Raw genomic sequence first — 24,860 nt, forward strand, 5'->3', positions numbered from 1 at the left:
CCATCGAACATCAAAAAAAGCCCGTCTCCTGTTTAGAAGACGGGCTTTTTTCATTAACTCAGACCATCCTGTATTAGGCGGCGTCCAGAGCCTGTTTTACATCCACCAGAAGGTCCTCAATGTGCTCCACACCGATGGAAAGGCGCACGGTGGAGGACGTAACACCAAAACGTTCCCGCACCTCTTTCGGCACACCAGAATGGGTCATCGTGGCTGGATGACTGGCCAGAGACTCCGTACCGCCCAGACTGACAGCCAGTTTCATGATCTTCAGTGCATTGAGGAAACGGAAAGCGGCTGGCTCCCCCCCTTCAATATCAAAGGAGAAGGTCGAACCGGCACCGCTGCATTGGCGGGCATAGACTTTTCCTTCAGCTGAATCAGCCTGATAGAAAGGAGGGAAATGCACCTTGTTGACTTTGGCATGGTCACGCAGCAGCTCTGCCACACGCTGCGCATTGAGCGTAGCCCGTTCCATACGCAGTCCCAACGTCTCCAAAGAACGCCCCAGCATCCAGCAGCTATGCGGATCCAGATGGGTGCCAATAGCCCCACGAAGCTGGCGCACCGGGCGGGTCATGGCCTCGCTACCCAGCACAGCCCCGGCCACAAGGTCGGAATGACCACCGACATATTTGGTCAGGGAGTACAGGGAGAGATCAGCCCCATGTTTCAACGGGTGCTGATAGAGCGGACCAAGCAGCGTATTATCACAGACAATGACAGGGCGGCTGCCCTGCTTCGTCTCAATTTCCTCGGCAATGCGGCGTACCAGAGTTAGATCCACAAGCCCATTAGTCGGGTTGGCTGGGGTCTCAATCAGGATAAGAGCGACACGGCCTTCCGCAGTGGCCAGCTCTGCGGCCTCACGCATGGTGGCCTCATCCACACCACAGTTTCCCAACCCTACGGACTTGATACCCAAAGACGCCATCGTCTTGGTCAAAAGCGTTTCCGTACCACCATAAAGCGGCTGGGAGTGGAGAATCACATCGCCGGGGCGGGCATAGGCCAGCAACGTAGTCGCAATAGCGGACATGCCAGAAGAAAACAGCACCCCACGCTCGGCCTCTTCATAAACAGCCAGACGGTCTTCTACAATCTCACTATTGGGGTGGTTAAAGCGGGAATAAACAAGCCCCTGCCCTTTGCCCTCGGGCGGCTCTTTCCTGCCAGAAACATAATCGAAGAAATCCCGTCCATCTTCCGCTGTAGGAAAAACGAAGGTTGATGTCAGGAACACGGGCGGCTTAACCGCTCCCTCCGAAAGGGCCGGGTCGTAGCCGTAATTGAGCATCTGTGTCTCGGGGTGCAGTTTATGACTGCCGATATGGGTCTTTTTGTGATCTGACACCATTGGAAATTTTCCTTCAGAAGGTACCTAGCCTGTATGTGATCCATCTACCCAGCCTCATAGCTGCCAGATGGTGCCCACTCCAGCACTACGGCAGCCAGTCTGGAAAGCAAGATTAGGATATGTTGTTTCCCTTATATCCTTCCTAGCTTCGTTGTTTGATACCACATCCCCCAAAACGGATAAAGAAATATGAAACCGCCCTCTGCCGCCATAAAAAAACACCCCCATCTCACGACAGGGGTGCGTATTAATCAGCCTACCAGAAATCTGAACAGCCTTACCGCCCAGCACCGTGCCGCGGCAAAATACGGTCCACAATCTGATCCTTCTTAATGAAACGATGATACAGAGCGGCCAGTACATGCAGGGCGATAAAGCCCCCAAAAACCCAAGCGAGCCAATTATGGATATCCGGCATGACTTCAGCCAAGGTTCCGCTATCCATCACACTTTGCGGCAGAGGGATCAGCGGCCATGACACCAAACCGAACAACACAATCGGCATAGCCATGGAGGAGACCATCAACCAGCCTGTTGCTGGCAGGAAAATCTGAAAGAGATAAAGAATCCCCTCCATCCCACCAATTGCCATGCGCTGAGCTGGCAACATATCCTTCGGCAGCGATGGAGCCTTATGCGTCAAACGCCAGATGACACGCACTACGATCAGCAGCATGGTCACAATGCCGACAGACTTGTGGAGCTGATGCAGAGGCACCGGGTCGTTGACGGGGATGTGGTCCATGTACAAGCCAAGACCGATCATAAAGAGAACCAGCAGGGCAATCACCCAATGCAGGAAGATAGTCACCGCATCGTAACGTGCTGGCTGGCCAGCCCCTATTTCCACTTGCTCTGACACGCATTGCCTCCATAGATCATGGAATAAAAAAATCGGCCCCTCTGCCTCCACGAAACGGAACAAAGGAGCCGACCCGACAATAAGCAGTCTCCGACCTTCAGGCCAGACCTCTCTTACTTGCCCTTCTTGCTGTCCACATCCTGGAACAGCTCATTAAAACGCTGCTTAGCCCTCCCATAAAACGTAACTTTACGGGCTTGGGCTTCATTATTCGCATTATCAACAACAACCAGGCCGACCATACCCAGGGAAGCATGCGGCAGGCACTTGTACCCGTACAGGCCGGATTTGGTAAACTGGACAGTCTTTTCCTGACTGAAAGGAACATTGATGGGCTCGGCCCCATCAGGTGTCATGCCCGGAATGGACTGGACATTGTGGCCCTTATCCGTCGGCACGAAATGCACGCTATCGCCAGAATGAATATAAACGACAGCCGGCTCGAAAGAATAACCATGTGTGCCATGGCTCAGCATCTGCACATCAACCGTGGCCGCCGTGGCGGACAGGGCTGTTGCCATAAACAGGGCGAAAGCACCACCAGCAAATTTCAACATACTATCCTCCACTTCTTAACAAACCGCCGGGGACGAACCCCGGCGGAATGCGTTCTGATTCTTCTTTTATTAGAAGAAACAGATCTTAGCGCTGCAGGTCAAAGCGGTCGAGGTTCATCACCTTCGTCCAAGCCTTCACGAAGTCGTTGTAGAACTTCGCCTTACCGTCGTTGGAGGCATAAACCTCAGCAACGGCACGCAGCTCAGGGTTAGCACCGAAGACCAGATCCACGTCGGTGGCTGTCCACTGCTTCTGGCCGGAGGCACGGTCAAAGCCCTCATAGAGGTCTTCCTGACCAGCAACCTTCTCCCAGCGTGTGTCCATCGTCAGCACGTTGGTGAAGAAGTCCGTGCTCAGAGCACCCGGGTTCTTCGTCAGCACACCGTTAGCGGAGTGACCCGTGTTGATGTCCAGAGTACGCAGGCCACCCAGCAGGACTGTCATCTCAGGGATGGTCAGACCCAGTGTATCAGCCTTGTCCACCATAGCGTTCAGAGGCGGTGTGTTGTCCGCATCTGCACGATAGTAGTTACGGAAGGCGTCAGCTGTCGGCTCCAGCAGGTTGAAGGAGTTGACGTCTGTCTGGTCCTGTGTGGCATCGCCACGGCCCGGAGCAAACGGCACCTGGATCTTCACACCAGCCTTCTTGGCAGCATCCTCGATACCGACGCTACCGCCGAGAACGATGATATCAGCCAGAGCAACCTTGCGGGCGCTGTGAGCATTGAAGCTGTCACGAACCTTCTCGAGCTTCGGCAGGATGGTCTTCAGCTCTTCCGGATCGTTCACGGCCCAGCCGTTCTGCGGCATCAGAGCCAGACGGCCACCGTTAGCACCACCGCGGTGGTCGGTCACACGATGAGAAGAAGCAGCAGCCCATGCCGTCTTGATCAGCTCACGATCGGACAGACCGGTTGCAGCGATCAGCTTGCGCAGCTCACGAACGTCAGCCTGGTTGATCGGCTTGGCCGGCATGTTGACCGGATCCTGCCACACGAATGTTTCCTTCGGGACTTCGCTACCGAAGTAGCGGCTCTTCGGACCCATGTCGCGGACAACCAGCTTGAACCATGCACGAGCGAAGGCATCAGCGAACTCATTCGGATGCTCAGCCCAACGGGCAAGGATCTTGTGGTAGACCGGATCATTCTTCAGGGCGATGTCCGTGGTGAACATCATGATCGGACGCATCTTGGACGGATCATTCGGGTTGGCCGGATCCGGCGCAATCTTGTCATCCGTCTTGGTGTGCCACTGATGAGCACCGGTCGGGCTTGTGCCCAGCACCCAGTCATTGTTCAGCAGGTTGTCAATGTACTGCGTGGTGAAGTGGATCGGATCGGCAGACCAGGAGCCTTCCAGACCACTGGTGGAGGCATCGTCAGCTGTCTGCTTGCCCTTAATGCAGTGATCGGCCCAGCCCAGACCCTGATGCTCAACACCGTTGGCAACCGGCGGACCACTCAGGCAGGAGTTCGGATGAGCACCGTGAGCCTTACCGAAGGTATGACCACCAGCGATCAGCGCCACAGTCTCTTCGTCATTCATAGCCATACGGCCGAATGCCAGACGGATCATCTGGGCAGACTTGGCAGGATCAGGATCGCCGTTCGGGCCTTCCGGGTTCACATAGATCAGACCCATGTGTGTAGCAGCCAGCGGGTGCTTCAGAGTACCATTCTGACCGACCTGGAAGGAGCTCTTGTTCGGGAAGAACGTGGTGCCCGGACCCCAGTAGATCAGCTCGGACTGCCAGTCATCCGGACGACCACCGACGAAGCCGAGTGTCTTGAAGCCCATCTGGTTCAGCGCAACGTCACCAGTCAGAACGATAAGGTCACCCCAGGAGAGCTTCTCACCGTACTTCTTCTTGACGGGCCACAGAAGACGCTTAGCCTTATCGAGGCTGGCGTTATCCGGCCAGTCATTCAGCTGAGCGAAACGCTGCTGAGCACCTTCTTCACCACCACGGCCGTCGATGGCACGGTACGTACCAGCATTGTGCCAAGCCATACGGATGAAGAACGGACCATAGTTGCCGTAGTCAGCCGGCCACCAAGGCTGAGAGGTCAGCATGACCTTCTCAATGTCCTTGCGGACTTCCTGCAGGTTCAGCTGCTCGAACTTCTTGTGATAGTTCGTGTAATAATCTGCACCGTACGGATCAGACTCTGCATCGTGAGCACGCAGCTTGGCCAGATTCATGCCCTTCGGCCAGTAATACTGGTTCGGGCTCGGAACATCGGCAGCCATAGCTGCAGAGGCGAAAGATGTCAGGGTCGTGCTGGCAATCAGCAGAGCTGCCCCGAAATTCTTCAATTTCATCCTGATCAGTTCCCTATTCATGGATAAGATCTCGACAGATTGCATAGCAACAACGAGCCAAGCACGATCTGATCAGAACCGTACCCCACGCCACTACTATACATCGCAGGATTTATATTATCGGTAGGGGATGAAACAAGTAAATCGTTATTTTTAATAACTCTTATAGGTCAACTCGTTTCAAAATAACCCTTTCTCATATATGAAAGTTAACACATATACAAGAGGAACTACTGATATAAAGCTCTCATATTAAATTTATTGTTCATTTTATGAAGGTTTTCCGCCATTCCATGGTTGCGCTTTCCATCCAAAATATGACCCGCACACCCCCGCCATCTGGCGTTAATATACCCTCTTCCAGCCCACTCACCCCGTAAAATAGAAGGGCCGCTTTTATCAGCTATTAAATATTCATCCAGCAACGAAGGCAGTATTACCAGCCTAACCGAACTGCTTTGATGTAAATCATTTTTTCTTCGGGAAAAATATTGGTGCCCAGAAGAAGACTCGAACTTCCACGTCCTTGCGGACACAGGCACCTGAAGCCTGCGCGTCTACCAATTCCGCCATCTGGGCACACACTCTTACGAGTATGGTGAACCGGCTGGGACTCGAACCCAGGACCATTCGATTAAAAGTCGAATGCTCTACCAACTGAGCTACCGGTTCACTTGAGGAGGCTATCTACCTGCTCACTGGGGGAGCGTCAACCCCGATAGGGTCAGAAAACGTCCCCCTTACGATTTTCTTTATCCGCACGGACAATGACACTCCATGCGGATAAGAATCGTCACCTTTTCAAGCGATTACATCAGTTTTCGATATAAGCCTTGATGATGTGATCCGGGTTCTGAACCATACCGGAAGAACCAGAGCCACGCTTGATCTTATCTACATGCTCCATGCCCTCAATCACCTGACCAGCAATGGTGTACTGGCCATCCAGGGACGGCACACGGTCGAACATGATGAAGAACTGGCTGTTAGCGGAGTTCGGGTCCATCGTACGGGCCATACCCAGCGTACCACGGTCAAATGTAGCCGTCTGGCTGAACTCGGCCGGCAGGTCCGGATAGCTGCTACCACCTGTGCCTGTACCTGTCGGGTCACCGCTCTGAGCCATGAAGCCTTCAATCACACGGTGAAATTTCACACCGTTATAGAAGCCATCATTAGCCAGCGTCTCCAGACGCTCCACAGCCTTAGGGGCCAAATCGGGACGCAGAGCGATGACCACTCTGCCATCCTTCAGCTCCAGAACCAGCTTCTTGCCTGTTGTTGTATCTGTCATTGTCGTGCTCTCCCTGAGCTGATCATTACCATCCTGATCACCAGCCTGTGCCTGTGTCAGGGTTCCACCGGTCATGGCAGAGACTGCTACAAGACCAGCAATAAAATGCCGCCGTCTCATCTCTGTTCTCCTGTCAATTTTGCCCGTACGAGACGGGCCGTCATGGGGCTGACAAATGGGGAAATATCCCCCCCAAGACGGGCAATTTCCTTCACGATCCGGCTCGCCGTCGTGCGGTGGCTCTCGGATGCCAGAAGGAAAACTGTTTCAATCTCCGGGGCCAGACGCCGCAGCGCACCGGAAAGCTGGGTCTCGAAGTCAAAATCCCCAGCGGAGCGCAGCCCTCGGATCACCGTCCCCGCCCCGGCCCGCCTTACGGCATCCACCAGCAGCGTATCAAACCCGACGACGGAGATGCGATCATTATGCGGAAGAGTGGCCACTTCCTGCTCTATCAGCTCCCGCCGCTCCTCAAAGCCCAGCAAAGGCCCTTTGGCATCATTCACGGCGACCCCAACCACGACATGATCGAACAGGGCCGCCGCCCGGTCTATCACGTCCAGATGACCGAAGGTGATCGGGTCAAACGTACCAGGATAGAAACCGATGCGCCGGTCAGTCATCCGCCTTATCACCATCCGCTGAAGGAGCAGACGCCGTCTCGCCGCCTTCTGTGCTGGCAGTGCCCTCGGCCTCCGCACCGTCTTCCGTCTCCGTGTCATCTTCCATCACGGGGAACACGCTGATGATGCGCTCATCACCATCCACACGGAAGAGCGTCACACCCCCCGCCTGACGGGACATAACACGCACCTGCTCGACCGGCAGACGGATGAGGCGGCCTGTATCGGTCACCATCATCACATCCGTGCCATCCAGCGTCACGAGCGTGCCCACCACCTCACGCCCACGGCGGGCATTGGAGAAGGTCATGTTGTTTATGCCCTGCCCACCACGGCCGGAAACACGGTAATCATAGGCCGAAGAACGCCGCCCGAAGCCTGTATCCGTCACAGTAAGTAGAATCTGCTCCTGTGCCTCCAGCTCAGCATAACGGTCTTCGCTCAGCGGGCTGTCGGCCAGAATCTCCTCCAGCCCTTCCTCATCAGAAGCCAGCTCGCTATTGTCCTCGATCTCTTCTTCCAGCCCGTCATCCCCGGACTGAGCGGCAAGAACACGGCGATGAGCATTGGCAGCCCGGAGGTAGGCCGCCCGCTCCTCCACGCTGGCTTCAACGTGATTCAGAACGGCAAGGGACACGACACGGTCGCCATCAGCAAGACGGATGCCACGCACGCCAGTGCTGCCACGGCCTGCGAAGACACGCAGCACATCATCTGTAATCTGGAAGCGAATGGCTCGAGCATTACGGGTGGCAAGGAACACATCCTGCCCCTCACGGCACGTTGCCACGCCGATCAAAAGATCATTCTCATCCAGCTTCATGGCAATCAAGCCAGAAGAACGGATATTGCGGAAATCGCTGAGACGGTTACGCCGCACGTTCCCGCTTGCCGTAGCGAAGACGAGGTGCAGGTCCTCCCACAGCTCTTCATCCTGCGGGAGAGGCAGAACGGCTGTAATGGTGTCTTCACCCAGCTCTGGCAGCAGATTGACCAGTGCCCGCCCTTTGGCTGTCGGGGCTGCTTCCGGCAGGTGCCAGACCTTCATCCGATAGGCCTTTCCGCCAGAGGAGAAGAACAGCACCCACTGATGCGTATGGGCATTAAAGCTGCGAATAACGATGTCATCACCACGCCGCCCCGCTGCCGTACGGCCACGGCCACCACGGTTCTGCGAGCGGAACAGTTCCAACGGCGTACGCTTGATGAAGCCATCCCGTGTGATGGTCACCACCATCTGGCCCGGCTCGATCAGGCTCTCGTCAGACTGATCGCCCAGCGCATCGGAGATTTCCGTGCAGCGTGGGTCAGCCAAGGCAGCACGGGCGGCCTGAAGCTCGTCCCGCATGACCTCCATACGGCGCACATGGCTGCCAATGATCTCCAGAAGCTCCGTGATGCGAGCACTGACTTCTGCCAATTCGCCCTGAATCTTCTCACGCTCCAAACCAGTCAAACGCTGGAGGCGCAGTTCCAGAATGCCACGGGCCTGCGCTTCTGTCAGATGCACACGGCCATCAACAATCACATTGCCTTCATCGTGGATCAACTCCAGCAGCGGCTCCACATCGGCAGCAGGCCATGTGCGGGTCATCAGCTGTTCACGGGCCGTGGCAGCATCCGGGGCGGAACGGATGAGGGCAATGACCTCATCAATATTGGCGACAGCCAACACCAGACCAACCAGCAAATGCCCCCGGTCCCTCGCCTTGTTCAGGTCGAACCGGGCACGGCGGAGAATCACATCCTCACGAAAGCGGATAAAGGCATCCAGCACATCCCGCAGCCCCATCGTACGGGGGCGGCCTTCATCCAACGCCAACATGTTGACGCTGAAGCTCGTCTGTAGCTGGGTGAAACGGTAAAGCTGATTCAGCACCACTTCTGGCGTAGCATCACGCTTCAGCTCGATCACCACCCGCATGCCAGAACGGTCGCTTTCGTCCCGAATATCGGAAATACCTTCAATGTCCTTGGAGCGGACGAGATCGGCAATCTTCTCCTGCAGGGTGGCTTTGTTAACCTGATAAGGAATCTCCGTCACCACAATGGCGAAGCGGTCCTTGCGGATCTCCTCAATCTCGGCACGAGCACGGACAGGGATAGAGCCACGGCCTGTCTCATAAGCCTGCCGGATGCCCCGACGGCCCATGATGATTCCCCCGGTCGGGAAGTCCGGCCCCGGAACAATCTGCATCAATTCTTCCAGCGTCATATCCGGATTAGCGATCAGGGCCAGAACGGCATCAATCACCTCACCCGGATTATGAGGCGGAATATTGGTGGCCATACCCACCGCAATACCGGATGCCCCATTAACCAGAAGATTAGGAAAAGCAGCTGGAAGAACCTGCGGCTCCTGCTCGCTTTCATCATAGTTGGGCTGGAAAGCAACCGTATCCCGGTCAATATCATCCAACAGGAAAGAGGAGGACTTTGCCAGTCGGGCCTCGGTATAACGCATGGCCGCCGGACTATCGCCATCGACAGACCCGAAGTTACCTTGACCATCCACCAGCCGCACACGCATGGACCAAGACTGCGCCATACGAACCATAGCGTCGTAAATGGAGCTATCACCATGAGGGTGATATTTACCCATTACGTCACCGACCGCGCGGGCCGATTTACGGTAAGGCTTGTCCGCCGTGAAGCCACTCTCCCGCATGGCGTACAAAATACGCCGATGCACAGGTTTGAGGCCATCACGCACATCTGGCAGCGCACGGGAAACAATCACCGACATCGCATAGGCCAGATAGGAGGAACGCATTTCCTCCTCAATCGTCACCGGGAGGCGGTCGGAAGGCAAAATATCGTGCGGCTCGCTCAAGACAGGTCCACCCGTTTTCTGTAATGGTTAGTCATTAAGCATAACCCATTCTGCATCAGGTGCCTAGTTTGTTCCTGTCCGCCCCTTCTTCTGTCCCCCACATCACCGAACTACCGTGGCAGCCACCAGAACGGCTTTTTCCTCTCTGCCGGGATGAAGACAGTTCCGTCTTTCTCGATAGTGGCGGGCCAGCAGAGCAGGAGCGACACCGCTGGAGCTTCCTTTGCCCCCAGCCAGCCGGGCAGGTCACACTTCCGTTAACAGAGATGCACCTTTTTCCCCGGCATCTTCGGGAATTTCTGGCTGCTCATGCACCAAACAGCGAGCTCTCCTCTCCCTCTTCCCCCGACCTTCCCTTCACCGGTGGGGTGATCGGTCTGCTCAGTTATGAGGCTGGCATGGCCTGTGAGGGACTAACATCCCGCCATGAAACGGACTGCCCCGCCTTCACAGCTCTAGCCTGCCGGGACCTGTTCATTATTGATAGGCTGGAGCAGAAACTCTGGTGGGCCAGCATAGACGGCCTCCCCCCGCCAGAAGTGCCTGCCGTCCTCCCTCCACCCCATAGCTACCCTGCCATCACAGCCATGCCGGAGCAGAGTGCCGGCACATGGCAGGCCGCCGTCCGCACTGTGCGGGATTATATTGCGGCAGGGGATATTTTTCAGGCCAACCTGACCATGCGCTGGGTTGCCTCCCGCCCGGCAGGACTGAACCTGCCCCACCTGTATGAACAGCTCCGCACAGCCTGCCCGGCACCTTTCGGAGCATGGTTCCATACGCCGGACTTCACGTTGCTCAGTGCCTCGGTCGAGCGGTTCCTCTCATTAGACCATCAAGGACAGATCGAAACACGGCCCATCAAGGGAACCTGCCCTATCAGCACCGACCCACAGCAGAATGACACCCTGAAAGACGCTCTCCGCCATGACGAGAAAGAACTCGCCGAGAATCTGATGATCACCGACCTGATGCGCCACGACATCGGGCGAGTCTGCCAGCTAGGTAGCGTGGACGTCCCCCAGCTTTTTGCCGTGGAACGCTTTGCCCATGTTCATCATCTCGTCTCCAGTGTGACAGGGCAGCTACGAGCCGGATATGACGCAGCCGACCTGCTAGCAGCTACGATCCCTCCCGGGTCCGTCACAGGGGCTCCGAAATATCGGGCCTTAGAAATCATCGATGAGGTCGAGACCTCCGCCAGAGGCGCTTATTGTGGCACGCTCTTCCGGCTGGGATGGGATGGAGCATTGGATAGTGCCGTCATCATCCGCAGCATTAGTGCGACAACGGATCATCTAAAAATAGGTGCAGGCGGGGGCATTACCTATCCCTCCCATCCAGAACGGGAATATGAAGAAATGTGCCTCAAGGCGGCCCCGTTGCTGAATGTGTTGCACACTCACGGACGCTAACCCATGCCCGCATCCCCCTGCCCTTATCTCTGGCTAAACAATGATCTTTTCCCAGCGGATAGCCCAACCATTACGGCGCAGGACCGGGGCCTGCTGCTAGGTGATGGGCTTTTTGAAACCATGCAACTCCGCAATGGGCAGATTCCCTTTTTGGCAGCCCACCTCACCCGACTAGAAGAGGGCTGCCGCATCCTGCACCTCCCGCCCCCTAAACGGGACATCATCCAAACCGCCCTAGGCCGTTTAATCGCCGCCAATGGCCTAACAGATGGCTCCGCCCGCCTAACCCTTACACGGGGCCCCGGCCCTCGGGGGCTGGCACCGCCCGCCACACCTCATACTACGCTGCTCATCACCACAGCCCCACCGCCCAACCATGCCCCGCATCCCGTCCGGCTGCATATCAGCACGCAACGGAGGGACCGACAGGCCGTGCTGAACCGGGTAAAGTCCATCAGTGCCCTGCCCGCCATCCTCGCCCGCATGGAAGCTCAGGAACTAGGAGCCGATGACGCCCTCTGGCTTACCCACGAGGGCGAGATTGCCGAAGCGACCGCCGCCAGTTTTCTAGCCCTAATGGACGACGGACAGATCATCACGCCGCCCCTCTCCGCCGGGATTCTGCCCGGTATCTCCCGTGCTCGCTTACTCTCTGCCACCCTCTGCACAGACCGCCCCCTGCTGGAAGCCGACATTCCCCAGTTTCGGGGCGCATGGCTCGTCACAGCTCTAAGCCTAACGCCCGTCACCGCCATAGGGGCGCATAAGCTACCACTCCAACCAGAACAAACAGCCCGGTTAAGCCATTTTCTCTATGACACCCCATGACGATCCTTCCCAGCCATTGAATCCCTCCTGCTCAACCGCCACATCTCTCTCCATGACTGCTGATAAACACACCACCACCTCCCTGCCTAAGGCCCCCGTAGCCCGGCGCAACCCCATCGTGCTGGAACAGCTTGGCCGTACCCGCACAGATTCCTACGCATGGATGAAAGATGAAAACTGGCAAAAGGTCCTGCGCGACCCGGCTGTTCTGCAGGAAGATATCCGCTCCCACCTGACGCAGGAAAATGCCTATACGGATGCCGTGCTAGCCGAGACGGTGCCGCTTCAGGAAGAACTCTTCAAAGAAATGGTCGGCCGCATCCCGCCCGCAGAGGAATCCGTGCCCCTGCCGAGTGGCCCGTGGCTCTACAGCCTGCGCTTTGAAAAAGACGCCCAATATCCGCTCCATGTCCGCCGCCCCCGCAAAGCCGATACCAATGAAGCTGATGGACCAGAAGAAATCCTGCTGGATGTAAACAAACTGGCCGCTCAACACAGCTTCTATAGCCTCGCACAGGCTGCTCACACGGAAGACCACCGCTACTACGTCTATGCCGAAGACGTGCAAGGCTCGGAAGTGTACCGGATTCAGGTCAAAGACCTCTCCACTGGCACGCTCTGCGCCCCCGCCGTGGAAAGCAGCACAGGCAGCTTCACCCTCTCACCGGATAGCCAGTATCTGTTCTGGATCTACCGGGACGATAATGGCCGCCCCTCCCGCATCTATCGCCGCCCACTTCTGGGTGGGGAAGACACACTCATTTTTGACGAGACAGACCCCGGCTTCTTCCTCAGCATTGGCGTCAGTGCCTCCCGAAAGTGGATCGCCATTGAGCGGGGCGACCACGACACAAACGAGACTCTGCTCATCCCAGCCTCTAACCCGACAGCCCCCCCAAAAGTCGCTGCCCCGCTGGTGCGAGGGGAACGCTACAGCCTAACCCATTGGAATGACCGCTTCATCATCCTCACCAATGCGGGCGGTGCTGTGGACTTCAAACTGATGACAGCCCCAGAAGCCACACCAGACCGTGGCCACTGGCAGGAGTTCCTCCCTTATGAGGATGGGCACTTCCTGCTTGGTGTCAGCACTGGAAAGGACCATCTGGCATGGATGGAACGGCGCAACGGCAATACGGAAATCTTCACCCTCAGCCGTAAGGATGCTGACAAGGGCGACATCCGCCATCACGCCCGTCATATCAGCATGGATGAGCCCGCTTATACGCTCAGCCTGCTAGGTGTTCTGGAATATGAACAGCCTATCCTGCGCTATATCTACCAGTCCCCCACCACACCGGCGCACTGGTATGATTACGATATGCAAACCGGCGAGAAGATGCTCCGCAAAATCCGGGAGGTTCCTTCCGGGCATGATCCCGCCGCTTATGAGACACGCCGCCTCTTTGCACAGGCCGATGATGGGGCCATGGTGCCCATCACCATTCTGATGAAGAAGGGTACGGAGCTGAACGGGAAAAACCCCATGTTGCTCTACGGCTATGGCTCTTACGGCATCTCCATGGAAGCTAACTTCTCCACCACGGCCCTCAGCCTCGTGGATCGTGGCGTGATTTACGCTACGGCCCATGTACGAGGCGGCAGTGAAAAGGGCTGGAACTGGTTCCTTAAAGGACGGGCCACTAAAAAAACCAACAGCTTTACCGACTTCATCAGCTGCGCCCGGCATTTGATTGCCAAAGGCTACACCGCCCCCCGCCGCATCGTGGCGCATGGTGGCTCTGCTGGTGGGTTGTTGATGGGTGCCATTGCCAACATGGCCCCAGAGTTGTTTGCCGGTATCGCCGCGCAGGTGCCGTTCGTAGATATGCTCAACACCATGTCGGACGTCTCCCTGCCGCTCACCCCGCCGGAATGGCCAGAATGGGGGAACCCGCTGACAGACCCGGAGGCCTACGATCTCATCGCCAGCTACTCCCCTTATGACAATATTCGTCCGGTTACTTATCCGGCGATTCTGGCAATGGGGGGGCTATCTGACCCACGGGTGACTTACTGGGAGCCTGCAAAATGGATTGCCCGCTTGCGTGAAGAAGCTCGGGGCGGCCCTTTCCTCTGTCAGATCAATATGGAGGCAGGACATGGCGGGTCTTCAGGACGCTTTGCTCGCCTGAAAGAAGTCGCCCTCGTGCAGGCTTTTGCCCTCTGGAGCCTCAAACGGGCTGAAGGCTGATACTCCATTATGAAAAAGCCCCCTGCTCACCTCATGGAGCAGGGGGCTTTTTCAGAACCGCCTCATCAGTTCACTGAAGATCGTCGCTCTGCTCATCCGAATCGAGGTCGGAAAGCTGGGAACATATTTTGCTTACCCGTGCATTCTGCCCAGCAGCCCCTCCCTCGCAGGCCGTACGAGCATCTTTACCGCAGCTGGCGATGACGCTCTCCATGTCCGATTCCAGCACATCCCGTACCAGACCAATATCAACACTGCGCTGGGCTGTTTCTTCTACATCAAGCTGCTTCTGCACCTTGTGCATCTCATCCAGATTCTTCAGGCAGGACTGGCCGGCTGAGTTTGGACTAACCCGCAGAACAGCGAGGATATTGTTCACGACAACACCTTTAGCGTTCACAGACGGGTCATCATCATCCGTCCGGGCAGAACCACCCGCCCATGCCGGGCTGGCGAGACAAACACCCCCCAACACCAGAACAGACACAAAGCAACGAAAAGACGAAAGAGAAAAGGATGGACACTGGGTCATGCCCGCTACCATAATCCGAAAAGGATCAGGAAGAAAATGGGGTTTTAGCCCACATAACCTTGACTCGCCCCCTTCTGACAGGGTATGCGGACCCCAAGTTTCGCGGGCGTTTTAGCCCTGCACTGTAAGAGCCGCCAACCGCAAGGCTGGCTGGCCTGTCTTTTCTGTCGGGGAGCCTGAACATCATGAAGATCCGTAACAGCCTGAAATCCGCCAAGGTTCGTGACAAAAACTGCCGTGTCGTGCGTCGCCGTGGCCGCGTGTACGTCATCAATAAGCAGAACCCACGTATGAAGGCCCGTCAGGGCTGAGCTGGCAGACTGATGGGATGGTGCGGCATGTCCACGGCTCCGCTGCACCGCTCTGTCTGTAACGCTCTGCAGCGTATAGCCTCTTTTAGGAGGCTGAAGCCTCCTGCCCTACGGCTGGGGGCTTTTTTTATGGCTCTGGCGAGCATAGCCCCTAGGGTCACAGCTGCCTCCCCAACACACGGGCCGACAAAAAACCATGTGACGCCCCACGCTACTTCTACTCCCCCTAAACCGCACAGTCTGACCCTACAAGAAAAGCTTGAACAGACTGAACAGGCCATCGCCAGCGAGCAAGATGACCAGAAAGCGCAAAGCCTGATGAAAAAGGCTGATACTCTGCGACTCTATAGCGTGAAAAACAGTGGCCGCATCCTGCTCAACGAGGCACAGGACAGCCTAAAACAAGGCCATATAACTGAAGCTGAGACGACCCTCTCTGCTGCCCTGACACTTCAACCAGATAATGCGTTTCTCCGCCGCCAACGGGCCGCCATACGTTTTCTCGGTAACGACCTGACAGGAGCCGTGCAGGACCTACAGGTTGCTCTAGTCCATGATCCCGGCGATGCCCAAAGCTGGGATATACTGGCCCACACGCAAGAGCATCTCCACCACCCCCATCAGGCTCTCCACGCCTATACCGAGGCCCTAACACACGCCCCTCTGCTCCCTAACGGGCAAAAACGCTACAGACAGCTAGAACAACAGGCCAACGGCACCCCGGACTGATCGATCCATCCTCATTTACATGAAGGATACCGGGTCCACATCCACATCAATGCGAGCATCATTCTTACGGGGTGCACCATCCAGCCAACGCCGTAACAGAGGCTGCAAGGCAATGTCGCGCCGGGTTCGCAGTAAGAGGCGGAAACGGTAGCGGTCCCGCAGCAGGGCCAACGGAGCAGGAGCTGGCCCCAGAACCTGAATCCCCTCTCCCCGTGGGGCGTGCATGGCCAGCAAACGGGCTAATTCCTCGGCCTGCCGCTCCTTCGGGGCACTGACAATCACCGCAGCCAGCCGCCCATAAGGTGGCCAAAAACCAGGGCGACGCTGAGCAGCCTCCTGCTCCATGAAGCTGATAAAGTCGTTAGCCAAAAGCGCCTTCATCACCGGGTGATCCCCTGCATAACTTTGCAACATGACCTGCCCCGGCTTTGTGCCACGCCCCGCACGCCCCGCCACCTGATGCAACAGCTGCATGGTCCGTTCCGCCGCCCGTAGATCACCCCCACCCAGCCCAAGGTCAGCATCCACCACACCGACAAGGGTCAAATCTGGGAAATGCCACCCCTTAGCCACAACCTGCGTACCGATGATCAGGTCCACCTCCTTGTTGGAGATTTTCCGTACCGCTTCTTCCATCGCCGTGGGAGAGGTGAGCGTATCAGATGCCATGCTCAGCAACCGGGCATCTGGGAAGCGGGCCTGCGCCTCCTCGTGGATCCGCTCCACACCCGGCCCAATCGGCACCAAACTGTCCTGCGCACCACAGGCTGAACAAGAGCTAATGAGCGGCTGGGTATATTCACAATGATGACAGGCCAGAATCCGCCGCCGCCTGTGTTCCACCATCCATGCCGAACAATGAGGACATTGCAAACGATGCCCGCACGCCCGGCATATCGTCATCGGCGCATAACCACGCCGGTTGAGGAACAGCATACTCTGCTCCCCGGCCTTCATCCGCTCTTCGATACTTTCACACAGCAAAGGGGACAGAAACTGCCCCCGCTCCGGGCCATTCTCCTTCATGTCAATCAGGCTGATCTCCGGCATTTGAGCCGTCCCGTGCCGGGCCTCCAGCACTTCGTGACGGAAGCGGCCTTTCTGCACATTAACCAGCGTTTCCATAGAGGGCGTTGCGGAAGCGAGAATCACCGCCCCCTGCACCAGACGGGCCCGCACAATGGCCATATCCCGCCCGTGATAGAGGACACCCTCTTCCTGCTTATAGGTGTTCTCATGCTCCTCATCGACTACCACAAGCCCAAGGTGAGCAAAGGGAAGAAACAAAGCAGAGCGTGCCCCTACAACGACCTGCTGCCGCCCCTCTGCAATGGCGCACCATGTTTCACGCCGTGTCTTCTGCCCTAGCTCGGAATGCCAGATAGCAGGCCGGATGCCAAACCGCCGCTCGAACCGGTCTGTCCACTGGGCTGTCAAAACAATCTCCGGCAAAAGCACCAACACTTGCCGCCCTTGTTTCAGACACGCCGCCACAGCCTCGAAATAGACTTCCGTTTTGCCAGAGCCTGTCACCCCCTCTAGCAGCGTGACATTAAAGGCCCGTTCTTCCACCCCGGCTACCAAAGCCTCGGCAGCTTCGGCCTGCTCATCGGACAGAATCGGGGGGGCATGGTCTGGGTCGGCCCGCTCGGTAAAGGATGAAGCCTCCATGAGACATTCTTCCAGAATCCCCGCATTAGCCAGACCACGAATCACCGCTGCACTGGCCCCACTCTCCTCACTCAACATCGCCGTACTGCTGGGGCTTCGGCTCTCCAGAGCCGCCAGCACTGCCTTACGGGCTGGCGTTAAACGCAATGAATCTGGCAGGGGGCCGGCTTTTCGTACCCACCCCATAGCGGGCTTCATGTTGCCTGCTTGTGCTGGGGCCCGCAGGGCAATTGCCAGAACCATGCCCGGCGCACTCAGCCCATAAGCCGCCACCCAGTCGATGAACCGACGCAAATCTTCCGGCAAGGGCGGTACATGCTCCAGCACTCCCGTAATGAAACGCAGTTTCTCAAAGGCAATCACTCGCCCTTTGGAAGGGGGCCTGAAATCCACAGGGAGGTGAGAAGGCTGGCTATCCCAGACACAGCCCGTCAGCTCCTGCCGCCCCAACGGCACACGCACCAACGTGCCCGGTGCTAGAGGCCTATCGGACCGGTAATCCAGCGGACCATCAAAAGGGCGAGGCACCAGAACGGAAAGACGATGACCGGCTCCCATTCTCCTGCTATGGGGAGGAAGGCTATTTTCTGCCATATCCTCATCCTAACCTCTCCGGCAGGGAAATACCATGAGCCTTCCATCAGGGAGCCCCTCCTCCCGCTCTATGACCGTTCATGCAGCCCATGATGCCCTTATGGCCTGGCAAGATTGGCTGACCTACGAGAAACGGGCCAGCAAGGCCACACGAGCAGCCTATCTGCATGATGTCTCACTCGCTCTTGGTTTCTTCAGCCGTCATTTTGGGGGGGACCTACCACTGGAATCACTCGGCAGCCTGACCTTGTCTGATTTCCGCTCATGGTTGGCCTATGAGACAAACCGAGCCGAGCAAGAGGCCCGCCTCCACCCCGGCAGCCGCCATACACCCGATGGCCACGCCCGTAGCCGTGCCCGCCGCATCTCCGCCTTACGAGCCTTTTACCGTTATCTGGAAAAAGAACACCATATCACGAATCCGGCTCTTACCCTCCTCCGCAGCCCCCGCCTGAAAACCCGGCTCCCCCGCCCCCTAACACCGGAAACAGCCCAGATGGCACCGGATGGCATTGCTGACCAGACGATCAATAACGGCTTTGCCTTGCGGGATGCTGCCCTCTTCACACTGCTTTACGGGGCTGGCCTTCGCATCAGCGAAGGGCTGGCCCTCAATGTCGGGGATATCGAGCGCATCAGCGATGATATTCTGTTCGTCACCGGGAAGGGCGGAAAAGAGCGGGCCGTGCCTGTTCTGCCGCAAGTCCGACAAGCTTTAGAAAGCTGGCTGGCCGTCCATCCATCACCTCATGCCAGTGCGCCGCTTTTCTGCGGTGTACGGGGGGGACGTCTCAACCCGGCAGTAGCCCAGCGGGCGATGAGGCAATGGCGCATGTCCGAAGGGCTGCCCGACTCCGCCACACCCCACGCCCTGCGCCATGCCTTTGCGTCCCATCTACTACAAAATGGGGCAGACCTTCGTACAATTCAGGAACTTCTGGGCCATGCCAGCCTCTCCAGCACGCAGATCTACACGCTGGCAGACGAACATCACCTCATGGAGGTCTGGCAAAAGGCGCATCCCCGTGCCAACCGATGACGGCCCCTTCCCGACCCAACCCGCTACATCTTCAGTCCCCGCCAGCTCTAGGCAGCTCCATCATCATACCATGACGACTTCTTTCCCCCGCTTTCTCCCGCTTCTCGTGAGCCTCGTACTGGCAGCAAGCAGTTCTGCCATACCTACGGCCCGAGCCTCCAGGACAGAAACGACCTGCCGCCAGACGCACATCACCACGCTACCCCTCAAGGAAACAGGCTATTACCTGACCACCGTGGCACAGATTCATGGCCGCTCCCTTTCCATGATTGTCGATACAGGTTCGGAAGGCAGCCTGCTGACACCTGATGCTATCGGCCGACTCCACCTCACCCCCAATGAGGAAGATGCCACCATCATCTCCGGGCCAGACGGGCGGGGGCATGTCGTACCGACCATCCAGCTAGCGGCCATCACGCTTGGCCAGCTCACCTACCGTCACCCTGTCCTGCCACTCGGTGCCCTACCGGGGTTCCCCGCTATACAGCCCCCCGTGCTGGGGCTGATCGGTATGGACCTACTCGGTCATTATGATCTGGACCTCGACCTGCCCCATCATAAACTCAGCCTGTGGGACATCCGTAGCTCTTCCATCCTCTGCCGTCACCCGCCCTTCTGGTCCACACCGGGGCAGCGTCTCACCTCCCAGCGCATCCGTAATCGCTTCTTCATCCCCTTCACGCTGGATGGCCAGAAAGGACTTGCGCTGATCGACAGTGGTGCCCGGTCCCACATTATAAGCCGGGATTTTGTTCATAAGCTCGGCATTACTAAGGAAGAACTGGACCGAGACCCCGGCGGAACCAGCGCAGGCATTGGCGACAGGGAACACCGCTACCACTGGCACCGTTTTAACCGCCTCACCCTTGGTGGTCAGACCCAACTTCACCCTGTACTGACCGTAACCTCCCTGCATGAACAAGCCGACATGCTGCTGGGGGCTGATTGGCTGATCCACCATCAACTCTGGCTCTCGGCAGGGCCGGAAGGAGCTGTTTTCATACAGAAACCCTAAAAAATGATCTTCATGAAGAAAAACGTAAAAAAGTGATATTTCTCTATTGCCAATGCCCCCGTATCCCGCTAGATAGACGCCATCCCAAGGGAACAAAGCTTTTTCAGAAAAGCGAAAGACTGCGGGTGTAGCTCAGTTGGTTAGAGCGCCGGCCTGTCACGCCGGAGGTCGCGGGTTCGAGCCCCGTCACTCGCGCCACTCCTTCTTTAGAAGGGTGGCGTTTTTTTTATCCCTTATCCCCCAAATTACAATCTGCACCTACTCGCAGGTGAGTGTTTCCGCTTCTTCACGCAAGAAAACCCTTGCATCCTGAACGAAGCTGCCCGACATCTCTGCCCATGCCTTATATCGTCAAGGAACTATTCGCCACATTACAAGGTGAAGGTGCTCACTCCGGCCGTGCCGCCATATTCTGCCGATTCACCGGCTGCAATCTATGGTCCGGCCGGGAAGAAGACCGCCACAAAGCCCAATGCACCTTCTGCGATACGGACTTCATCGGGACAGACGGCCCCGGCGGAGGCCGTTTTGCCACGCCCGAAGCTCTAGCCGCTGCGCTGGATGACTGCTGGCAAGCCCACACCGCAGAGGGGACGCATCGTTATGTGGTCTTCACCGGTGGGGAACCGCTGCTCCAGCTTGATGCAGCACTGATCGCCGCTGTAAAGGCCCGTGGCTTTACCATCGCCGTGGAAACCAATGGCAGCCTCCTCGCCCCAGAAGGAATCGACTGGGTCTGCGTCAGCCCCAAACCCGGACAGCCGCTAAAACAGACACATGGCCATGAGCTGAAGCTCGTCTACCCTCAACAGACCCTATCACCGGAACAATTCGCTGCGCTCGATTTCCAGCATTTCTGGCTCCAGCCCATGGATGGGCCAGAACGCCTTGCCAATACAGAAAAAGCCGTGCGCTATTGCCAGAGCCATCCACAATGGCGGCTAAGCCTGCAAACCCATAAACTGATCGGGATTCCCTGATGACGACATCCTCCACCCCTTCCGCCAGCCATCAGGCCGCCCAGAATCGCCGTGCGCTTGTCCTGTTCTCCGGGGGGCAGGATTCCGCCACTTGTCTGGCGTGGGCCCTGCATCATTTCGACCATGTGGAAACGGTTGGCTTTGCCTATGGGCAACGCCACGCTGTGGAACTGGACTGCCGCACCACCCTCCGGCAGAGCATCAGTGCCCAGAATCTCCACTGGGCCAAAAAACTGGGTGAGGATCATACAATCGACCTTGCCAGCCTTGGTGCCCTCTCCGACACCGCCCTAACACGGGATGCAGAAATCAGCATGGGGGAGAACGGCCTACCCAACACCTTCGTGCCCGGCCGGAATCTGATCTTCCTGACATTTGCCGCTGCCCTCGCCTTCCGCCGCAGCATACGTCACATCATCACCGGCGTATGTGAAACGGATTACTCCGGCTACCCCGACTGCCGGGATGATACCATCAAGGCCCTTCAGGTGGCCCTGAATCTGGGCATGGAGCAGCGTTTTGTGCTTCACACGCCGCTCATGTGGATCAACAAAGCACAGACATGGCAGCTTTGCCACGATCTGGGAGGCAATGCGCTGACAGAAACCATCCGCCATGAAAGCCATTCCTGTTATAAGGGAGACCGCACCCATGAACATGCGTGGGGATTCGGCTGTGGAGATTGTCCCGCCTGTACCCTGCGTGCCGAGGGGTGGCGACAGTACCAGGAGGGGGCATGAGCGACATCACCCGGACAGAACTGATTTTCACACGGCGTTTCTGCATGGGGCATAGGCTCATTTCGGGCTGTAGCGAGCGTTGTGCGATTCCACATGGGCATAATGAATATGTCACCGTTACACTGGTTCCCGGCCCCAATGCGCCGCAGCAGAACCAACGGCTGGATGGGCACAGCAACATGCTGCTGCCTTTTGCCGAAGCCAAAGGCCGCTGGCACCGCTTTATTGACGAGCGGATGGATCACAGTTTTCAGCTCTCCGAGTCCGACCCGTTACTGAGTTGGTTTGCCGAGCATGAGCCCCAGCGGCTGGACCGCCTTGTCGTCACGCCCGGCGACCCGACAACGGAACTGCTCGCTGCCCTGCTGATGAGCAAACTTCAGGCCTTTCTAACCGCACAGGGCGGGCTGTTAGCTCCTGCCTCGCTCGAGATCAAGGAAACACCCACCAACACAGTGCGCCTACATGGCGATCCGACCCTCTATCTCCCGCTCGTGGGTCGTCCGGCAGATCAATGCTGGTGGCACCGAGCAGACGATACCACCCGGGACTGATACCAAAATCAGTCCCGCATCAGGGCCATGATTTCCTGACGGGCCTGTGCATCCTCAGCCCAAAGGCCGTAAGACCCCGTTGTTACGGTCGTGGCACCGGGACTACGCACACCCCGCAGGCTCATACACATATGTTCGGCTTCCACCACGACCAAAACGGCCTTAGGGGCTAGCACTTCTACCATCGCCTGCACGATCTGGTCTGTCAGACGCTCCTGAAGCTGCGGACGGCGGGCATAACCCTCCACAACACGGGCCAGTTTGCTTAGCCCTGTCAGGCGGCCACCTTCAGGTAGATAAGCAACATGAGCCCGCCCCATAACCGGCAAAAGATGATGCTCACAGGTGGACTGAAAGCGAATGTCCTTCACCAGCACCATGCCGCCATGCTGGTCGGCACTGAACTGCTTTTTCAGATGATCCCGTGGGTCTTCATACAAGCCGGAGAAAATCTCCAGATACATCTTGGCCACACGCTCCGGCGTGTCCCGCAGTCCCTCACGGGATGGGTCTTCCCCTATGGCCAGCAAAAGCTCCCGCACACCGCTGGCAATGCGGCTGATGGCATTCTCTGGCCGGGTTATGGCACCTGCGGCTCCCTCCGGTGTTGGAGCCTGTGCCTCTGGAATCCCTGTTTTACTGGCTGACATTCAGCATCCCCTCAACTTCATCCACCCTGCCCCGGCATACGCCGTGTGACATCCCCAGCTATACGATCCAACTCTGCTAACGCTTCCGTAACGGAACGTCCAGCGATCTCAAGGTCCGGCTCCAGCTCAGCAAGTGGCTCCAACACGAAGGCCCGATCAAAAAGATGGGCATGAGGAAGAGTCAGGAGCGGATGTTTCACTGGTCTCTCCCCATGAAAGAGCAGGTCAATATCTACAGCCCGCTCCCCCCAACGCCGCCCCGGTACACGGCCCAACGACCGTTCAATATCCTTGCAGAGACCCAGTACAGCTTGTGGGGGCAGGATCGTCTGCCCGAGAGCAGCGATATTCACAAAAGGTGGCTGATCTTCCACACCCCACGGGGCACTATCATAGAAGGAAGATACCGCATCAATCTCCAAACCCGGTTGATGGCCCAGAGCCTCCACAGCGGCCCGCAGAACGGCCTCACGCTCACCCAGATTTGCCCCTAGTGAGAACCCAACCCGATGCACCCGCTGCTGCGTCACCGTGACAGACACATCCTCCACCACATGCGGCACAGGTGCTGCAGGTTTACGCACCGTAACGGACACATCCTGCACAGCGGGACAGTCCACCAACACAGCCGCACAAATCCGCCCGGCCAATGTTTCAATCAGCTTGCAGGGTTCAGCCTGAAAGACCCGTTCAGCACTCTGGCAGAGCTGCCCATAACAGACGGCCTGCGTGTAATCATCTCCAACAATCGCCGCCGAAAGGTCAGCCCGCACCTCCAGCGAAATATAAAAACGCTGGCCGAGGCGGGTTTCCTCCTCATGCACGCCATGATGGCCGAACAGGCAGAGATCATGCACCCGCACATGCGTCAGAGCTGGCGTTATCACTCTGTTTCTCCCCTCAGCATCCCATTCACGGATAACAGGGCTGTCATATCCATCATATCCCGGTGTGCCTGCACGTCATGCACCCGTATCATGCAGACACCCTGCGTGGCCCCATAAAGATTGACGGCAAGGGTTGCAGGTAGACGGTCACCCACTTCCCGCCCCAGAAGCCTTCCGAACATGGATTTCCGGGAAGCCCCAAGCAGAACAGGCAGGCCGTAATAAGCCTCCAGGCGGCGCATATTCTGCACAGCCCAAAGATTTTGCATCACCGTCTTACCAAACCCGATGCCGGGGTCCAGCAGAATGGCCTCCCGGGCAATACCGGCCCGATCAGCAATCTTCAGGGAGCGGTCAAAAAAACGCCGCCAATCATCCCATAGGTCAAGACTGACATCGACCACTTCCCGATTATGCATCACCGCCACAACAGCCCCAGCAGACGCCACGACAGAGGCCATATCAGGGTCGGCTTGTAGCCCCCATACATCATTGACCATCTGCACCCCGGCCACCAGTGCCCGCCGGGCTACGGAAGCCTTTGTTGTATCCACAGATAAGGCCACCCCTTCCCGGGCCAGAGGTATGAGGACCGGCTCTAAACGGTGCCATTCCTCATCAGCCTCCACGGGGGTAAATCCCGGCCTTGTGGATTCTGCACCAATATCTAGCAGGTCCGCCCCTTCAGCCAGAAGGGTGTGTGCCTGCTTCAAGGCGGCTTCCTGCGTGAAGAATTGCCCACCATCCGAAAAAGAATCCGGCGTGACGTTAACAATCCCCATTAAGAGGGGATGTCTCCATTCTGGAGACGGGTGCGCCGTCTGCCAGACAGCCAGCTGCTCTGCAAGGGTCTTCATGTCAATCCTCCA

The 24,860-nt window shown here is 57.4% G+C and carries 22 protein-coding genes and 3 tRNA genes; 11 read left to right on the top strand and 14 right to left on the bottom strand.

Going from position 1 to position 24,860, the window contains the following annotated elements:
• Nucleotides 1-73: 73 nt before the first annotated feature.
• From CPA57_RS04935 to gyrA, 9 genes are all read right to left on the bottom strand, one after another.
• Nucleotides 74-1,357, bottom strand: a complete 1,284-nt coding sequence (locus tag CPA57_RS04935; RefSeq protein WP_182081675.1) for a cystathionine gamma-synthase family protein — start codon at nucleotides 1,355-1,357, stop codon at nucleotides 74-76.
• Between the two features lie 277 nt (nucleotides 1,358-1,634).
• Nucleotides 1,635-2,219 (bottom strand): cytochrome b, encoded by a 585-nt coding sequence (locus tag CPA57_RS04940; protein WP_182081676.1) that lies wholly within the window; start codon nucleotides 2,217-2,219, stop codon nucleotides 1,635-1,637.
• Between the two features lie 113 nt (nucleotides 2,220-2,332).
• Nucleotides 2,333-2,776 carry a pseudoazurin gene (locus tag CPA57_RS04945; protein ID WP_195805393.1) on the bottom strand — a complete coding sequence of 148 codons (444 nt, stop codon included), beginning with the start codon at nucleotides 2,774-2,776 and terminating at the stop codon, nucleotides 2,333-2,335.
• An 85-nt stretch (nucleotides 2,777-2,861) separates the two neighbouring features.
• Nucleotides 2,862-5,102: a catalase/peroxidase HPI gene (katG, locus tag CPA57_RS04950; protein ID WP_182081678.1), complete on the bottom strand. Its 2,241-nt coding sequence runs from the start codon at nucleotides 5,100-5,102 to the stop codon at nucleotides 2,862-2,864.
• Nucleotides 5,103-5,594: 492 nt separating this feature from the next.
• A tRNA-Leu gene (locus CPA57_RS04955) sits at nucleotides 5,595-5,681 on the bottom strand.
• 17 nt (nucleotides 5,682-5,698) lie between these two features.
• A tRNA-Lys gene (locus CPA57_RS04960) sits at nucleotides 5,699-5,774 on the bottom strand.
• Between the two features lie 142 nt (nucleotides 5,775-5,916).
• Nucleotides 5,917-6,396, bottom strand: coding sequence for a peptidylprolyl isomerase (locus CPA57_RS04965; RefSeq protein ID WP_182081846.1), 480 nt, complete (start codon nucleotides 6,394-6,396; stop codon nucleotides 5,917-5,919).
• A 116-nt stretch (nucleotides 6,397-6,512) separates the two neighbouring features.
• Nucleotides 6,513-7,019 (bottom strand): pantetheine-phosphate adenylyltransferase, encoded by a 507-nt coding sequence (coaD, locus tag CPA57_RS04970; RefSeq protein WP_182081679.1) that lies wholly within the window; start codon nucleotides 7,017-7,019, stop codon nucleotides 6,513-6,515.
• A complete protein-coding gene (gene gyrA / locus CPA57_RS04975; protein WP_182081847.1) occupies nucleotides 7,012-9,792 on the bottom strand; it encodes a DNA gyrase subunit A in 2,781 nt (926 codons plus the stop codon). The genes coaD and gyrA overlap by 8 nt, the downstream gene beginning before the upstream one ends.
• 128 nt (nucleotides 9,793-9,920) lie before the next feature.
• Here gyrA and CPA57_RS04980 point away from each other — a divergent pair, with 128 nt between their 5' ends.
• The 3 genes from CPA57_RS04980 to CPA57_RS04990 are packed head-to-tail and all read left to right on the top strand — an operon-like array spanning nucleotide 9,921 to nucleotide 14,289.
• Entirely contained in the window at nucleotides 9,921-11,267 is a 1,347-nt protein-coding gene (locus CPA57_RS04980) for an anthranilate synthase component I family protein (RefSeq protein ID WP_229709226.1), read from the top strand.
• A gap of 3 nt (nucleotides 11,268-11,270) precedes the next feature.
• Entirely contained in the window at nucleotides 11,271-12,095 is an 825-nt protein-coding gene (locus tag CPA57_RS04985) for an aminotransferase class IV (protein WP_182081680.1), read from the top strand.
• A 52-nt stretch (nucleotides 12,096-12,147) separates the two neighbouring features.
• On the top strand, nucleotides 12,148-14,289 hold the full coding sequence (locus CPA57_RS04990) for a S9 family peptidase (protein ID WP_182081681.1): 2,142 nt from the start codon (nucleotides 12,148-12,150) through the stop codon (nucleotides 14,287-14,289).
• A 70-nt stretch (nucleotides 14,290-14,359) separates the two neighbouring features.
• Here CPA57_RS04990 and CPA57_RS04995 read toward each other — a convergent pair whose 3' ends face one another.
• Nucleotides 14,360-14,821, bottom strand: coding sequence for a hypothetical protein (locus tag CPA57_RS04995; RefSeq protein ID WP_182081682.1), 462 nt, complete (start codon nucleotides 14,819-14,821; stop codon nucleotides 14,360-14,362).
• Nucleotides 14,822-15,006: 185 nt separating this feature from the next.
• Between CPA57_RS04995 and ykgO the strand changes: the two genes are divergently transcribed.
• A complete protein-coding gene (gene ykgO, locus CPA57_RS05000; protein WP_043561915.1) occupies nucleotides 15,007-15,132 on the top strand; it encodes a type B 50S ribosomal protein L36 in 126 nt (41 codons plus the stop codon).
• Nucleotides 15,133-15,159: 27 nt separating this feature from the next.
• The gene (locus tag CPA57_RS05005; protein WP_182081683.1) at nucleotides 15,160-15,861 is read left to right on the top strand and encodes a tetratricopeptide repeat protein; all 702 of its coding nucleotides are present in this window, start codon (nucleotides 15,160-15,162) and stop codon (nucleotides 15,859-15,861) included.
• A gap of 15 nt (nucleotides 15,862-15,876) precedes the next feature.
• Here the strand turns inward: CPA57_RS05005 and CPA57_RS05010 are convergent, their stop codons facing one another.
• A complete protein-coding gene (locus CPA57_RS05010; protein ID WP_182081684.1) occupies nucleotides 15,877-18,126 on the bottom strand; it encodes a primosomal protein N' in 2,250 nt (749 codons plus the stop codon).
• Nucleotides 18,127-18,160: 34 nt separating this feature from the next.
• Here CPA57_RS05010 and CPA57_RS05015 point away from each other — a divergent pair, with 34 nt between their 5' ends.
• The 6 genes from CPA57_RS05015 (at nucleotide 18,161) to CPA57_RS05040 (ending at nucleotide 22,454) form a co-directional block, all read left to right on the top strand.
• Nucleotides 18,161-19,165 (top strand): tyrosine recombinase XerC, encoded by a 1,005-nt coding sequence (locus CPA57_RS05015; RefSeq protein ID WP_229709227.1) that lies wholly within the window; start codon nucleotides 18,161-18,163, stop codon nucleotides 19,163-19,165.
• Between the two features lie 70 nt (nucleotides 19,166-19,235).
• Entirely contained in the window at nucleotides 19,236-20,180 is a 945-nt protein-coding gene (locus CPA57_RS05020; protein ID WP_182081685.1) for a retroviral-like aspartic protease family protein, read from the top strand.
• Between the two features lie 121 nt (nucleotides 20,181-20,301).
• A tRNA-Asp gene (locus CPA57_RS05025) sits at nucleotides 20,302-20,378 on the top strand.
• 140 nt (nucleotides 20,379-20,518) lie between these two features.
• Nucleotides 20,519-21,160, top strand: coding sequence for a 7-carboxy-7-deazaguanine synthase (gene queE, locus CPA57_RS05030; RefSeq protein ID WP_182081686.1), 642 nt, complete (start codon nucleotides 20,519-20,521; stop codon nucleotides 21,158-21,160).
• Nucleotides 21,160-21,900, top strand: a complete 741-nt coding sequence (queC, locus tag CPA57_RS05035) for a 7-cyano-7-deazaguanine synthase QueC (RefSeq protein WP_182081687.1) — start codon at nucleotides 21,160-21,162, stop codon at nucleotides 21,898-21,900. Before queE ends, queC begins: the two co-directional genes overlap by 1 nt.
• Entirely contained in the window at nucleotides 21,897-22,454 is a 558-nt protein-coding gene (locus tag CPA57_RS05040) for a 6-pyruvoyl trahydropterin synthase family protein (RefSeq protein WP_182081688.1), read from the top strand. The genes queC and CPA57_RS05040 overlap by 4 nt, the downstream gene beginning before the upstream one ends.
• 8 nt (nucleotides 22,455-22,462) lie before the next feature.
• Here CPA57_RS05040 and folE read toward each other — a convergent pair whose 3' ends face one another.
• Genes folE through folP form a run of 3 tightly spaced genes read right to left on the bottom strand, consistent with a single transcriptional unit; the run spans nucleotide 22,463 to nucleotide 24,848 of the window.
• Complete coding sequence (folE, locus tag CPA57_RS05045) at nucleotides 22,463-23,104, bottom strand: GTP cyclohydrolase I FolE (RefSeq protein ID WP_182081689.1); 642 nt, start codon at nucleotides 23,102-23,104, stop codon at nucleotides 22,463-22,465.
• 17 nt (nucleotides 23,105-23,121) lie between these two features.
• Nucleotides 23,122-23,991, bottom strand: a complete 870-nt coding sequence (gene folK / locus CPA57_RS05050) for a 2-amino-4-hydroxy-6-hydroxymethyldihydropteridine diphosphokinase (protein WP_182081690.1) — start codon at nucleotides 23,989-23,991, stop codon at nucleotides 23,122-23,124.
• Nucleotides 23,988-24,848 (bottom strand): dihydropteroate synthase, encoded by an 861-nt coding sequence (gene folP, locus CPA57_RS05055; RefSeq protein WP_182081691.1) that lies wholly within the window; start codon nucleotides 24,846-24,848, stop codon nucleotides 23,988-23,990. The genes folK and folP overlap by 4 nt, the downstream gene beginning before the upstream one ends.
• Nucleotides 24,849-24,860 lie beyond the last annotated feature (12 nt).

The organism is Bombella favorum, assembly GCF_014048475.1.
GTDB classification, from domain to species: domain Bacteria; phylum Pseudomonadota; class Alphaproteobacteria; order Acetobacterales; family Acetobacteraceae; genus Bombella; species Bombella favorum.

Coding starts and splice junctions, on each gene's coding strand:
- coaD (WP_182081679.1), bottom strand. CDS start 7,019: ATGACTGACCGGCGCATCGGTTTCTATCCTGGTACGTTTGACCCGATC.
- CPA57_RS04965 (WP_182081846.1), bottom strand. CDS start 6,396: ATGACAGATACAACAACAGGCAAGAAGCTGGTTCTGGAGCTGAAGGAT.
- CPA57_RS04985 (WP_182081680.1), top strand. CDS start 11,271: ATGCCCGCATCCCCCTGCCCTTATCTCTGGCTAAACAATGATCTTTTC.
- folP (WP_182081691.1), bottom strand. CDS start 24,848: ATGAAGACCCTTGCAGAGCAGCTGGCTGTCTGGCAGACGGCGCACCCG.
- folE (WP_182081689.1), bottom strand. CDS start 23,104: ATGTCAGCCAGTAAAACAGGGATTCCAGAGGCACAGGCTCCAACACCG.
- CPA57_RS05040 (WP_182081688.1), top strand. CDS start 21,897: ATGAGCGACATCACCCGGACAGAACTGATTTTCACACGGCGTTTCTGC.
- CPA57_RS05010 (WP_182081684.1), bottom strand. CDS start 18,126: ATGGCAGAAAATAGCCTTCCTCCCCATAGCAGGAGAATGGGAGCCGGT.
- queC (WP_182081687.1), top strand. CDS start 21,160: ATGACGACATCCTCCACCCCTTCCGCCAGCCATCAGGCCGCCCAGAAT.
- queE (WP_182081686.1), top strand. CDS start 20,519: ATGCCTTATATCGTCAAGGAACTATTCGCCACATTACAAGGTGAAGGT.
- ykgO (WP_043561915.1), top strand. CDS start 15,007: ATGAAGATCCGTAACAGCCTGAAATCCGCCAAGGTTCGTGACAAAAAC.
- CPA57_RS05020 (WP_182081685.1), top strand. CDS start 19,236: ATGACGACTTCTTTCCCCCGCTTTCTCCCGCTTCTCGTGAGCCTCGTA.
- katG (WP_182081678.1), bottom strand. CDS start 5,102: ATGAAATTGAAGAATTTCGGGGCAGCTCTGCTGATTGCCAGCACGACC.
- CPA57_RS04935 (WP_182081675.1), bottom strand. CDS start 1,357: ATGGTGTCAGATCACAAAAAGACCCATATCGGCAGTCATAAACTGCAC.
- gyrA (WP_182081847.1), bottom strand. CDS start 9,792: ATGCGTTCCTCCTATCTGGCCTATGCGATGTCGGTGATTGTTTCCCGT.
- CPA57_RS04990 (WP_182081681.1), top strand. CDS start 12,148: ATGACTGCTGATAAACACACCACCACCTCCCTGCCTAAGGCCCCCGTA.
- CPA57_RS05015 (WP_229709227.1), top strand. CDS start 18,161: ATGAGCCTTCCATCAGGGAGCCCCTCCTCCCGCTCTATGACCGTTCAT.
- CPA57_RS04995 (WP_182081682.1), bottom strand. CDS start 14,821: ATGACCCAGTGTCCATCCTTTTCTCTTTCGTCTTTTCGTTGCTTTGTG.
- CPA57_RS04945 (WP_195805393.1), bottom strand. CDS start 2,776: ATGTTGAAATTTGCTGGTGGTGCTTTCGCCCTGTTTATGGCAACAGCC.
- CPA57_RS05005 (WP_182081683.1), top strand. CDS start 15,160: ATGTCCACGGCTCCGCTGCACCGCTCTGTCTGTAACGCTCTGCAGCGT.